The 13920-nt window shown below is 39.8% G+C and carries 11 protein-coding genes; 8 read left to right on the top strand and 3 right to left on the bottom strand.

The genetic code is table 11. The annotated features are described in order from the left end of the window. Nucleotides 1–43 precede the first annotated feature (43 nt). Together RMY16_RS17965 and RMY16_RS17970 are read left to right on the top strand one after the other, a co-directional pair. On the top strand, nucleotides 44–367 hold the full coding sequence (locus RMY16_RS17965) for a phasin family protein (RefSeq protein ID WP_094352173.1): 324 nt from the start codon (nucleotides 44–46) through the stop codon (nucleotides 365–367). A gap of 78 nt (nucleotides 368–445) precedes the next feature. Beyond that, nucleotides 446–967, top strand: a complete 522-nt coding sequence (locus RMY16_RS17970; RefSeq protein ID WP_322737549.1) for an FKBP-type peptidyl-prolyl cis-trans isomerase — start codon at nucleotides 446–448, stop codon at nucleotides 965–967. 54 nt (nucleotides 968–1021) lie between these two features. On the opposite strand, the gene dnaB is transcribed toward RMY16_RS17970, so the two are convergent. From dnaB to gloB, 3 genes are all read right to left on the bottom strand, one after another. Continuing rightward, entirely contained in the window at nucleotides 1022–3619 is a 2598-nt protein-coding gene (gene dnaB / locus RMY16_RS17975; RefSeq protein ID WP_322737550.1) for a replicative DNA helicase, read from the bottom strand. Between the two features lie 146 nt (nucleotides 3620–3765). Continuing rightward, entirely contained in the window at nucleotides 3766–4224 is a 459-nt protein-coding gene (gene rplI / locus RMY16_RS17980; protein WP_094352304.1) for a 50S ribosomal protein L9, read from the bottom strand. Nucleotides 4225–4541: 317 nt separating this feature from the next. Then, nucleotides 4542–5315, bottom strand: coding sequence for a hydroxyacylglutathione hydrolase (gene gloB, locus RMY16_RS17985; RefSeq protein ID WP_322737551.1), 774 nt, complete (start codon nucleotides 5313–5315; stop codon nucleotides 4542–4544). Between the two features lie 426 nt (nucleotides 5316–5741). Here gloB and RMY16_RS17990 point away from each other — a divergent pair, with 426 nt between their 5' ends. From RMY16_RS17990 to RMY16_RS18015, 6 genes are all read left to right on the top strand, one after another. After that, a complete protein-coding gene (locus tag RMY16_RS17990) occupies nucleotides 5742–7106 on the top strand; it encodes a glycosyltransferase (protein ID WP_322737552.1) in 1365 nt (454 codons plus the stop codon). A gap of 20 nt (nucleotides 7107–7126) precedes the next feature. Then, the gene (locus RMY16_RS17995; protein ID WP_322737553.1) at nucleotides 7127–8299 is read left to right on the top strand and encodes a glycosyltransferase family 4 protein; all 1173 of its coding nucleotides are present in this window, start codon (nucleotides 7127–7129) and stop codon (nucleotides 8297–8299) included. Between the two features lie 108 nt (nucleotides 8300–8407). Beyond that, nucleotides 8408–10648, top strand: a complete 2241-nt coding sequence (locus RMY16_RS18000; RefSeq protein ID WP_322737554.1) for an ATP-binding cassette domain-containing protein — start codon at nucleotides 8408–8410, stop codon at nucleotides 10646–10648. A 66-nt stretch (nucleotides 10649–10714) separates the two neighbouring features. Then, on the top strand, nucleotides 10715–11950 hold the full coding sequence (locus tag RMY16_RS18005) for a glycosyltransferase (protein WP_322737555.1): 1236 nt from the start codon (nucleotides 10715–10717) through the stop codon (nucleotides 11948–11950). A 24-nt stretch (nucleotides 11951–11974) separates the two neighbouring features. Further along, complete coding sequence (locus RMY16_RS18010) at nucleotides 11975–12934, top strand: glycosyltransferase family 10 domain-containing protein (RefSeq protein ID WP_322737556.1); 960 nt, start codon at nucleotides 11975–11977, stop codon at nucleotides 12932–12934. Between the two features lie 3 nt (nucleotides 12935–12937). Further along, nucleotides 12938–13918: an Npun_R2821/Npun_R2822 family protein gene (locus tag RMY16_RS18015; RefSeq protein ID WP_322737557.1), complete on the top strand. Its 981-nt coding sequence runs from the start codon at nucleotides 12938–12940 to the stop codon at nucleotides 13916–13918. Nucleotides 13919–13920: the final 2 nt, after the last annotated feature.

Here is a 13920-nt window from a genome sequence, read left to right on the forward strand (position 1 = left end):
AGGAGCAAGGGTCGGCTGGTTAATAAGATAAAAGGAAGGGAGTATGGATAACAACAACTGGTTACAACAGCTAATGATGGTGGGTCTTGGTACAACGTCTATAGTCGCAGAAAAATTGCGGCAAGTCAGCGATGATTTAGTCAAAGACGGTAAACTCAATCCTGAGCAAGCTAAGGCAGTAATAGATGATATTGCCCAGCAGTTAAAGTCGGAACAGGGAAACTTCGATGTGCAAATGCAACGGCAAATGCGAAATATGATGCAGGATTTGGGGGTGGCTCGCCAATCAGAAGTGGACGAGCTGAGGGGGAGAATTGACCGTTTAGAGCGTCAACTACGCGATTTAGAAAATAAGCTTTGGCGTTAGAATGCCCTTTCTGATTTAAACTAAATGTGTCCTGTTGGTAATCTTTTTGCCAGGATACCTAAGTAAGGAGAACTGATTTTGAAACCAATTTTCCTCAGCGTGGCGTTCATGCTGGTGTGTGTTGTGCTTTTGGTTGTGGGGCAAGTAGGCAGTAAACAAAATACTGCCATTGCTGCCGAGTTAACCCAAACGCCGCCAGCGTCCACAACTGTAACTGAAAACAATATCTTAATTGCGAGTAATACTATGTCTGATGCTAATGCCGTAACCACTCCTTCTGGATTAAAGTATGTGGAGTTAAAAGAGGGGACTGGGGCGACTCCTAAACCTGGACAAACGGTTGAAGTTCACTATGTCGGCACTCTAGAAAATGGTACTCAGTTTGATAGTTCACGCGATCGCGGCCAGCCCTTTAGCTTTAAAATCGGTGCTGGACAGGTAATCAAAGGTTGGGATGAAGGACTTAGCACCATGAAAGTAGGTGGTCTTCGTAAGTTAATCATCCCATCTGAGTTAGGCTACGGCGCTCGTGGTGCTGGTGGCGTGATTCCACCCAATGCAACTCTAATTTTTGAAGTGGAATTGCTGGGAGTTAAATAGGGATTGGGGCATTGGGTATTGGTTTCTCCCAGTCCCAAGTCCCAAATTCAATAGCTAAATTTTTAAATTTTGAAACTTTGTAAACTGTGGATTAAACAAAAGTTTCGCAGTACCTGTAGGGCCGTTACGATGTTTAGCTATAATTACTTCTGCAATGCCGCGATCGGGAGTATCGGGAGAGTAGTACTCGTCGCGGTACAACATGATTACTAAATCCGCATCTTGTTCGATCGAACCGGATTCTCTCAAATCAGATAACATCGGGCGTTTGTTAGTCCGCGCTTCCACCCCTCGACTCAACTGAGATAAGGCAATTACTGGTACAGATAATTCCCGTGCTAAACCTTTGAGTTGACGCGTAATTTTTGATAATTCTTGTACGCGATTATCACCTGCCCCTTCCATCAATTGCAGGTAATCTATTACAATTAATCCTAATTCAGTTCCTATTTCAGCTTGCAGTCTTCTTGACTGACTACGCATTTGTGTAACTGTAATATTTGGCGTGTCATCAATATAAATTGGCATCTCGGAAAGGATACCAATGGCACGGCTTAAAGGTTCCCACTGCGTTTGACTCAGGCGGCCAGTTCGCAAATAACTACTTTCAATTTGTGCTTCACTAGCTAATAAACGTTGCGTCAGTTGCTCTTTTGACATTTCCAAGCTAAAAAAAGCAACTGGTAATTTATAAGAAGCGGCGATATTATGAGCTAGATTCAGACAGAACGCGGTATTGTGAACACAGATATCATTGGCGACAAAATTGTGTGTTTCTGGGATTGTTAAGTCATAAACTTGTTTGCATCCCATCGATTCAATGGAAACTATTTCATCCCAGTACACATCACTCGCTGCTAACTGTTGAAGTGGCGAATTTTCTAAAGTACTTGCTAATATCCAAAGCCTTTCTCGTGTTAAAGCACGTTTACCAACATGGGTATTTGAATACCCTTGAATTCCGGCACGTTGAGCTAAAAGAGTCCAAGGTTGATTACCTTTAGATGTTGTTATCTGTTCCCAAATTTCTATTGGAATGAGGTCACGATTTGTTTGATATCTCTTTTTAGCTATTGCATCTGCGACCTTATTTAATGCCTCTTCTTTGCCAAAAATACCAATTTCTGAGATAAAATTTTTGATACTCTGGGCATCAGTAATATCTAATTGCCAAGCTTGTCTGCGAGTGTCTTTATATTTCACAGAGCGTTTTTTCAGACTGGCAATAATTCCAAATCGCAATAACAAATGTTGTATTTGTCTAGCTAATTTTTCGCTGACAGTACAGTAGCCTAACTGCGATTGACCGCTTGTAAGTAATGTAGCCCATCCATCGGTTGCAAACAAACGATTGAGGAATAAGGAAAGTTGCGATCGCTCCAATTTAAAAATAGCTTGCGGAATGATTTTGGCATCAGCTTTTTTGCCCCATAGTCCTATGTTTTCCAACCATGTTGTTAAAGGATTCTCTTGCCCTTGAGACATAGCTGCATAGAGTATTGGGGTGCGTTCACTCCTAATTTCTATCCTAACTTTCAACTTGGGTGAAAAGCTGGTAACAGCGTATGTGAAATCATTTTGGATGCGAGAGTTAATATTAGTAAATTCTGGTGTTGAATCTGTTAAGCACCCATCGCCTATGAAATATGCCAATAATTTAACTTCACACTCGCGGATAGTTTCTGTACCAAATACATTAAGTTTACGAGCTACAGCAATTTTATCTCCTACTCTTAATTCTGAAAGTTGTCGCCATCCATTGATGGTTAAATAAGGATGGGTGATAGTACTTTCAATATATCGTCCTAAGCGAGTAGTAACACTAAAAACTGGTTTAATGCCGTCATTGACAAAGGCTGAAGCTTGAGTTAAATGAAACTTCCAATCATTTCCTAAAGTTATTAACTCAGCTTGCCGACGATGGTATATTTCTTTAATAGTTGAGATACTCCCGTCACTCAAAAGTATTTCCACATTTTCATGCAAACATTTCCCCATTGATGGTCTACCAGCGATAATAATCAAATCTGAACGCTGAAAGCCGCTAGTCATGGCATCTAAATCATAAAATCCGCAGGGAATTCCGGGTAAGGCAATACCTTGGTTTCTATCTTCAATATCCTGGAAATTATTAATTAGAGTATCAGAAATGTGAACTAAACCCGATTGGGGACGCTCTTGAGTAACGCCGAAAACTTTCTGTTCTGCTTGATCTAAAACCTGTGGTAACTCGGTTTCTGTTTCGTAACCAAGATGTACAATTTCATTGCCAGCTTTAATTAACTGTCGCCGCAGGTATTTTTCCATAACTAACCCTGCTAAGGCGTCAATGTTCACGGCTGACACTGTACGGTCTACCAGAGTTGCTAATTTATTTCTACCACCAATGCGGGCTAGCATTTCATGGTCGGTCAGCCAACTTGTGACTGAGAGTAAATCTGTGGGTTTGCCTTGAGTGTGGAGCCTCACAGCCGCTTGATAAATATCTTTGTGAGCGCTAATGTAAAAAGCTTCGGGAAGGAGGCGATCGCTAACTCGACTAATCGCTTCTGGATCTAGCAAAATACCCCCCAAAATCGCTTCTTCCGCCTCAATATTTTGTGGTGGGAGGCGATCGCTACCATCGCCTTGAAAACTCAATTCTTCAGCCATAAACGATTTTAGTTTTGAGATTTTGCTAGAGACGCGATTAATCGCGTCTGTACAGGAGTTAGGAGTTAGGAGTTATTCACTTTTACTTCCCTTGCTCCCTCATCCTCATCCCCCACATCTTTGTGTCGCTTTGTCCCTCTCCTGAGTTAGCTAGCGACTACTTGAATATCAACTTGCGCCGCTACTTCCGAATGCAGCTTAATTTCGGCTTGATAAGTACCAAGGTGGTTAATATCGGGGATGGTAATTCCACGCCGATCGATTTCCTGACCGGTGGCTGCCTTAATTGCATCTACAACATCTTGGGTGGTGATAGTACCGAAAATTGCTTCGTTTTCACCAACTGGTTTGGCAATTGTCAAGCTGCCAACTTTTTCTAAAGATTCTTTTTGCTCAAGAGCTTGTTGTCTGAGTTCTAATTGCCGTTGACGCTCTTGTTCACGACGACGCTCTACTTGCTTGAGAATACCAGGGGTGGCATTGGTTGCCAATTTTTGGGGAATCAGATAGTTACGAGCGTAGCCAGGAGCTACTTCCACTAAGTCACCAGATTTTCCCAGCTTGCTGATATCCTGATTTAAAACTAACTGCACGCGTTTCGCCATCGTTTTTCGTTTTTCCTGTAAAATATGATTAATTTGGGTGGGTTTAAGCAGCATAGCTCACTAAAACAGTGCTTTTAGCAGTATTGAGCCAGTGCTGAGTAAATAGTCCTCAATAACGAGTGTTTTTTCAGAACTTAGAACTCCTGAAATGAGTATATTGTCTCAAGTAGCTTTGCCCGTACCCTAAAGCTTACAGATCCTAGCGAAAGGAAGGGTGCGATCGCAACTATTAGCGCTAGAAAGTTGGATAAATGGGAGATGAGGGAGCAGGGGAGCAGGGGAGCAGGCGAGAATAATCAATGCCCAATGCCCAATGCCTAAAAGTTATTTTTCATTTCCCGTATCCGTGCAAAGGTTTGCACTCCATCACTACCTTTAACGGTTAATTGTAATGATGGCTGATCCCAACGTAAAAAGGGATTTGTTCGCTTCTCCATTCCCAGCAGCGAGGGTATGGTAGCTTCTCCTCGACTACGGTAAGTTTTCACTTCATTGAAACGTCTTTGTAAGTCGGCATTGTCGCCATCCACAGTTAGGGCAAATTGCAGATTTCCTAAAGTGTATTCGTGGGCACACCAGATACGCGTATCATCTGGTAAAGAGCGCAGTTTGCTTAAAGAATCCACCATCTGGGTTGGTGTTCCTTCAAACAAGCGACCGCAACCGCCAGAAAATAAGGTATCGCCGCAAAATAAATCGCCTGTCTCACCAGATTTTTCGGGGGGAAAGTAGTAAGCAATGTGAGCGCGGGTATGTCCGGGAACAAAAATAACTTCAGCTATGCGATCTGCAAACTGGACGCGATCGCCTTGTTTCAAAAACACCTGCTGTCCCGGAATTCGCCCGCGATCTTCGACGCCACCGTAGACTGTTAGTTGCGGGAAGTGTTCTATTAATTGCTGATTACCACCTACATGGTCATTGTGGTGGTGTGTGTTGAAAATTGCCACCAACTCAGCTTTTAACTGTGCAAGTTGCTTTAGTACTGGTTCAGCCTCTGCTGGATCGACAACAGCAGCAATTTGTTGCTGGCGATCCACTAGCAAAAATATGTAGTTATCCGAGAGTGCCTCAAGCCTGATTACTTGCATTACTTAATATCTCCCCTTCAAGTAAATACTTTGGAATTTATCAGCAATCTTAAATATCTCAGTGAGAAAAGGTTGAGAAAGCCCATGAATACTATGATAGTATACAACCGTAATAATACTTAAAATACACTAAGTAACTATAAATTATAATCTGGGCATATCAGTAAAATTTCTCTGGGAGGAAGTGTAAAAGCTAAGTTAGATTTATTCTGTTATTTTTGCCCTAAATTTTCTGATTTACTCAAAAACCCAAAATTCAGTAATCAAAAAATTTTTATTTGTACATACTTACTAACTTTTAGTACAGAACTTTATAGATTCACTTTGGGTTATTTATAAAAGATAGATGTTAATAACAAAAACATAGAATAATCAATCATGGTAAAAAAAGATGAGCTTTCCAATTTTTTCTTTGCAGGTTCATAGATGAAGCTAATCCATACAACTAGCTGGTATTTTCCAGATTCATCAGGTGGTGTTGAAGTATACTTAGATTCACTACTGCATGGCTTACAAGTACATGGACTAGAAAGTGTTGTTGCTGCTCCTCAACAAGGTACAGAGGAAGATACTTACGAATACAACGGCATTTCAGTTTATCGTTATCCTGTTTTTCCTAACCCCAGTAAGATACAGGTACATAAACAGCTACCCCACGGAGGCTTTAAAACTTTTGCTAATTGGCTAGAAAACAATCGAGCCGATGTATACCATCAACATTCATGGCGATTTGACTGCGGTTTACATCATCTTGCTCTCGCCCGCCAGTTAGGGATGGCTACTGTTGTCACCGCCCACATGCCTGAGCCTATATGTCTGCGTGGTACAATGATGCGCTGGGACAAAGAACCTTGCGATGGGCTGATTGATTCTGTTAATTGTAGTCAATGCTTGGAAGTACCAAAGCAAGTAGCACCTTGGATGCTCAAGGCTTTAAGCCGAGTCCCCTTGGATGTTGGGGTAGCAGCAGAAACAAAATTACTGACCTCTAAAAGTTTTAAGCTACGCCTACTTGGTAAAACTCTTGGCATTCCTACTCTAGTGTCTCAACATAGACGCAATTTGATGCAACTAGCAAAACTAGCCGATCGCATTGTTGTAACAAGTAATTGGCAATACAATGCTTTTGTTGCAAACAACGTTCCTCCCGAAAAACTTACTGTTTCTCGGCAAGGTGTTGCTAACACTTTCAAACGCGAAGTGACACCAAACAAACTACAAAACTCTACATTGAAAATCGGCTTTTTGGGTCGCTGGCAAGAAACTAAAGGGGTACAAGTTTTAGTAGAAGCAGTACATAGTCTACCGAATGATGTATCTGTAGAGTTAATTATTCATGCTACTCATCCGGGGAAATACGGTGCTGCCAATCGTGAAAAAGTTATGGCGATCGCTGCTCGCGATTGCCGAATTCGGATTGCTGAACCACTTTCACGCGAAGCAGTACCAGAGGCATTAGCAGGCTTCGATATCCTCGCAATACCGTCGCAGTGGTTAGAAACTGGGCCCATAGTTGCTTTAGAAGCACAAGCTATGGGTATTCCCGTACTCGGTTCAAATTTAGGAGGAATTGCTGAGTTAGTCCGTCACGGCATCGATGGTTGGTTAGTTCCAGCAAAAGATGTCCAAGCATGGGCTGAAGCGATCGCGACTTTAGCCAAAGACGCCGATTTACTAGCTAAATTACGTCAAGGTATCCAGCTAGTACGTACAATGGATACTGTTGCTTCAGAGATGCTGACAATTTACCATGAAATTTTAAAATTTTCTCAAAAAAACTTTGTATCTTGATGGACTGATACCTTATTTATATGAATAAACAAAATAAAAAATTAAAGGTTTCAATCCTCACGCCTAACTTTTCTAAAGGTGGAATTGACAGAGCATATTTGCTAAGTCAAATTTTTAAGAAATTAAATTATGAAGTAGAAGTATTAGGATTTTTATTTGGAAAAAATATTTATCCAGAGCCACCATCCGATCTAGCAATTTTCTGTCTACCAGGCTGCGATTATCCACAATTATTCGGTTCTGTCAGGCAAGTTTTAAATAAGATAGATGGAGATATTATCTGCGCTGTTAAACCAAAACCCACAAGTTATGGAGTAGCTTTAATAAACAAAATCAGCAGCCATAGACCAGTAATTTTAGATATTGATGATTGGGAATTAAGTTGGTATGGTGGCGATGAGTGGCAGTATCGCCCTAATTTGAAACAGCTAGCTAGAGAACTTCTAAAAAAAGAAGGTGCTTTAAGGAATCCAGACCATCCACTTTACTTAAAGTGGATGGAGTCATTGACCAATCATGCCGACGCTATTACAGCAGATACTCAATTCTTGCTGAATCGTTTTGGTGGTATTTATATACCCAATGGCAAAGATACTTGCTTATTTGATCCCCAAAAGTACGATCCGCAAATCAGTCGCCAAAAATATGGTTTAGCTGAATACCGCGTTCTCATGTTCCCTGGTGCGCCTCGACCGCACAAGGGTCTAGAGGATGTTTTAATAGCACTTGACCAGTTACAAGAATCCGACTTTAGGCTAGTAATTGTTGGTGGTAATCCTTACGATAACTATGATGAACAGTTGATTGAGCGCTGGGGACAGTGGATTATTATGCTGCCTCAAACGTCAATAGAACAAATGCCGGAAGTCGTGGCTGCGGCCCATATTGTAGTAGTTCCTCAACGAGATACATCTGTAGCAAGGGCACAATTTCCGATTAAACTCATGGACGGTATGGCAATGGCAAAGCCAGTTGTAGCAACACGAGTAGGAGATATTCCCGAAATTTTAAATGAAGTTGGTTATTTAGTCGATCCAGCTTCTCCAGAACAAATTGCAGAACAAATTAAATTAATCTTTCAGGATTTAGAGGCAGCTAACGAAGTAGGTAAAAAAGCGAGAAATAGATGTTTAGAAAAGTATAGTGTAGAGAAAATGGCATCTACTATGGAGTCGGTAATTGCCAATTTATAACCAATAAATTGATTGTTCCAAAGTGGATATTGAGCAACTCAAAGCATTAGCTAAAGCATTAATTTATAAATTATGTTAATACTAAGTAAATCAAAATTATAAAAACCAATGTCTAAAGGTCAACTAATCCTAAGATTCGCCAAACCCTATCCAGGTTTAATTATCCTAACGATGCTGTTAGGATTTTCTGGTGCTTTATTTAATGGTGTCGGTGTGACTTTGATTGTGCCAGTAATTTTGAGAATTGTTGGGCAACCTGTAGATTTAACTGGTTTTCCTCCGATTCTCAAAGCTGTGATGTTTCCATTTGATAATCTTCCCGAAAATTCTCGGAATTTGGGAATGGCTGGAACAATTATATTTATAATTTTATTAAAAAACTTATCTAGTTATTTTAGTATTTTAACATCGAGTGTTTTCACTCGGAGATTAAATGCGGATATTCGCGAAGCTAGCTTAGAGTTATTGCTAGATATTGATATAGACTATTATTCAAAAACGAAAGTAGGCGATATTATTAATCGCCTTGGTTCGGAAACTGCCCGCACTTCCAGTGCTATCGGGAGTATTATCAATTTAATTATTTTAATAATTACAATTTTAGTTTTCGTTTGTTTATTATTAGCAATTTCTTGGCAGCTAACAATCGCAGCAACAATTTTGTTGGGTTTTATAACATTAATAAATCAATACACAATTAGTAGAGCGAAACAATTTGGTCAACAACTATCAGAAATGTCTACGTCTTATTCAATCAGTGTTTTAGAAACATTGAATGGAATTCGTTTGGTAAAGTCAACTGCCAATGAAGACAGAGAATATCAAAAGATTACCAAATTAATCCGCGATCGCGAAAAAGCAGATTTTCAATCTCAGGTAAACTCCCAAGCGATCGGGCCGATAAGTGAGGTGATGGGAGTTATAGCCTTACTTATGATTGTATTCTTGAGTAAAACTTTCTTTGCTAACCAGATTTCTTTCATTTCAACAGTACTACTGACATATTTATTAGTATTACTGCGACTGCTGCCTTTGGTCTCTCAGTTAAATAGTCTTCGTAGTAGCTTTGCCAATAGTGCTACTAGCGTAGAAATAGTGAGTGAGTTTTTAAGTCGCGATCGCAAGCCGTTTATGAAAAACGGTAATGTTATCTATACAGAATTAAAAAAAGGAATAAGTTTTAATTCACTTTCCTTTGCCTACCCTAGTCATGAAAAGTTAGTACTAAAAGATGTAAATTTATTTTTACCCCGTGCTACAACTCTCGCTTTGGTAGGTGGTTCTGGTGCAGGTAAGTCAACCTTGGCTGACCTCTTACCCAGATTTTACGATCCGATATCTGGCAGTATCTCTCTCGATGGCATAGACCTGCGTGATTTTGATATAAAATCTCTCAGAACACACATGGGGATTGTAAGTCAAGATACATTTCTCTTTAATGACTCGGTGCGAAATAACATTGCTTATGGAAGACCTGAAGCTACAGAAGATGAAATTATCTCAGCAGCCAAACGAGCAAATGCTTATGAATTTATTGATAAATTACCTCAAGGATTAGACAGTCAAATTGGCGATCGCGGCGTCATGTTGTCTGGTGGACAAAGGCAAAGATTAGCGATCGCTCGCGCTCTCCTCCAAAACCCGGAAATTCTGATTTTAGATGAAGCTACCAGCGCTTTAGATACCGTTTCCGAACGCTTAGTACAAGCTGCACTCGACGATCTGAGTCGCGATCGCACAACCCTGGTAATTGCTCACCGCCTTTCCACAGTCCAAAAAGCCGATCAAATTGCCGTATTAGATCAAGGACAGGTGGTAGAAGTGGGAACCCATGAGACACTTTTACAAAAAGGGGGTTACTACTCACGCCTCTATTCAATGCAATTTGCCGAGCAGACTGAAGTTTCAACCAAAACTAATCCCAGCTTTAACCGCATTTCTCACGAACTGCGTACAAGGCTTAACTCAATGATTGGTTTCCTCGGACTATTAGTTGACGATCTAGTAGACAATTCCCAAGAGCGCCAGGAATTAATTGACCAATCATACAACTCAGCCTTAAGAGTTCTCAACGCCATCGATCTCTTTAGCGATGTAGTTAACCTGAAAATTAACTGGCAGTTATCGTTAGATATAGACCAAAATCAAGAGGAACATAACCAGTATCAAAATTTTAGTCATATTTCGGATGAGTTTCGCACGCGTCTCTATCCTCTGATTAGCTCTCTGCGCTTGCTAGCCGATAAATTAGAATCCGAACCCCAAAAACAAAATCTATTAATTGCAGAATCTTATCAATCTGCTATTTACCTATTAGATGTATTAAAACTTTTTGAAAACAAAGTTTAATTTTAGTTAATGCCAGGAACCAAAATACCCATAGCACAATCTTAAAAACCTCTCATCCCTAAAAAAATGATAAATTCTTCAAATAAAAATCAATATATTTTTTACACCGGAGAGCTATCATTAAAGCCGGATACAGCACACGAAATTCATGATGTTCTTTGTGCCAACGCAGCAGCTAACTTAGGCTACTCCTCAGTTTTAATTTATCAAGATAAAAAAAATTATTCTGTTAATCTACTATCGTTAATTTATCCTTATCAACCCAAAAAGCCCAGCAAAGAATTTATCGAATTTTACGATGTTCAAGAAAAGCTTAAAATAGCTGCATTACCAATGCCTTGGCCTATCGATCGAATCGGTGGTAAATTTACTAACTCTAGTACAGTCGTAACCAAATATTATTTACCAGTTCATATTCTACCTCATACCAAAGTTGTCCACACGCGAGATTGGAATTTTGTTAAAGCGGCAGTCAAAAGCAAAGTTCCTACAATCTATGAACGTCACTACTTTCAAGACCGAAAATTTGAGCCGGAAATTGTCCATAGTCCCTATTTTAAAATAGCCATAACTCAATCAGAACCCATCCGGCAAAGCCTAATAGAAAATGGAATGCCATCGGAAAAAGTAGTTTGGCTACATAACGGATTCAATCAATCATTTTCAATCAGACAGCCCGAATCAGCCGAAAGGTGGCGGCAAGAATTGCTTATAAATGGACGTAAGCATTTAGTTGTCTATTCAGGCGCTTTGTATCCTTTCAAAGGAGTCGATCTCTTAATTGATTCTGCCAAAGAATTACCAGAAATCCAGTTTGTCATCACAGGAGGAACAGAAGCACAAGTACAAGCATATCAACAAATAGCCAGAGATAAAAATGTCGAAAACGTTAAATTTTTAGGCTGGATACTTCCAAGAGAACGATTAGTCAGCTTGTTTCAAGCAGCTGATATTTTGGTTCATCCTCACTGCGCTGGAAAATCAGCAGATTTCACGAATCCAGTTAAGTTTTTTCAGTACATGGCTGCTGGCACTCCTATAGTTGCAACTGAGATTCCACCTTTAATGGAATTCAAAACATCACCTTTGATTGCCAGTTGGTGTACACCAGATAATCCGCAAAAACTTGCCCAATCCATTCAACATACTTTAGAAACCTATCCCAGAAAAATAGAGGGTTATGCAGCTAGTATAGATTTTGCCCAGCAATTTTCTTGGGAGAATAGAATTACCAAAATATTAAGCTACATAGAAGAAGATCGGCGTCCACCAATTTTAGGTAACGATACAAAATTTAACTGAGAAATAACCGAATAAATACGATTTATGACTATTAAAACTGTTGGCATGATTAGCAGCTATTCAGGCCTTGCTAAAAATAAAGATTGGTTATGGCAACAAACTCCGCACTACTTTGGTGTTTGGAACAACATCCAAATGTTGAAAATGGCACAAAAGCCAGACTTTATGTTGCTATATCAATTTGATTTTCCTCAAGCATCGCCGCAAAAATCTTGGTTAGATAGTTTTCGCAAACAGCAGCAAAAACCAGTAGTAAATGTTGAATCTCTACTGCGCGGTGTTAACAAAGAGCGGATTATTTATTTGCTCAGAGAACCACCTTTAGATGAGGTTGTAAAAATAACTAATCATAATTATCAAGAAGCCCAGAAGTATTGTGGCTACGTTTCTGGCCCCGATGATTTTGCTCCCACTCCTGACTATATGCCTGCTATTTGGTATCACTCAAATTCATTTCAAGATTTAAATGAAATGCCACCGCCCCCAAAAGTTGCCCCATGTAGTTGGATTACTTCGGGAATTAGCCGCACAGCCAATCATCGCCAGCGTTTAGATTTTTTACAATCTTTGCAATCTAGTGGCATGAAATTTGATTTGTATGGGCGTAACTTACCAGAATGGGCGAACAGTTCCGGAGAACTAAGCAATAAATGGTATGGTATGGCACCATACTATTACAATCTGGCAATTGAAAACTATGCTGATAATAATTGGTATGTGAGTGAGAAACTTTGGGATAGTTTACTTGCTTGGTGTTTACCAATTTATTATGGTGGCCCGGCTGCTGATAAATTATTGCCACCGGGTAGTTTTTTGCGGTTGCCCAGTTTAGATGAAAAAGGCATTGCCTACATCCAAGAAGTGGCAGCTACACCTGATGCTTGGTATGCTGCCAAAGATGCGATCGCAGAAGCACGTCAAATCATTTTACACAAATTAAACCTGCTTAACTGGTTATCAAACTTTGTTGAGAAACACTCATAAATTATGAATGGTATTTGTACCCTTGGCAATGATTATGTTTTCGATCAACTGGTGGCTTTGCTCAACAGTATTGATGTTATCTTAGGCTCAGAAACTCCTGTTTGTATCTATCCTTTCGACGATCGGACACAACGGATTGCTGACGAAATAGCTAAACGCCCTAATGTATTTCTTTACGATGACCAAGAATCAATCAACCGCTGGGATCAATTTATGCTCGCAGCAGCGCCAGAACGATTGAATCGGAGTAAATCCCGTCTTTATGGCGCTCACCGTCGTTTTTGCGCTTTTGATGGGCCATTTGAGAAGTTTATCTATTTAGATGCAGACACCTTGGTAATGAACTCACTAGCGACAGTGTTTGAAAAGCTAGAGAGTTATGATTTTGTGGTCTACGATTTCCAATTTACAGACGTTAGTAAAATATATAATGTTAATTCTCCCAAATTACTAAAAGTTTTTGAGCAAAAACGCATTGATTCTGAAATATTTTGCTCAGGCTTTTATGGAGCCAAACAAGGACTATTTGCCTCTGAAAAAAGAGATTGGTTAATATCAAATTTACAAAATGGGGAGTCAGAAATTTTGTATGGTGGTGCTGGCGAGCAACCATTAATCAACTACATGGTAATGAGGTCTAATCTTTCTATTTATAACTTTGCTCGCCAATTGCCAGATCATGAAAAAACAGGATGTTCTGCTAGCTCTAAACACTTCGAGGAACGAGAACATCTTCTTTACGATCGCGGTAATAGACTAACTTATCTCCATTACATTGGGATTCCTCCTAATATAAATCAAGCAGTCTGTGCAGGAGAAAATATTGACTTTCCCTATCGAGAGTTATTTCTCTATTATCGTTACTTACACGAACCAGAAAAGCGTCCAGTATTTAACAATCCTCTTAAAAATTATAATGACACTCCAGTACCAAATTTACTTACCAGAGCTTTGCAAAAACTTAAGTTAATTAAACAAGGATAATT

This window comes from Nostoc sp. DedQUE12b (genome assembly GCF_034530835.1).
Lineage (GTDB): Bacteria > Cyanobacteriota > Cyanobacteriia > Cyanobacteriales > Nostocaceae > Nostoc.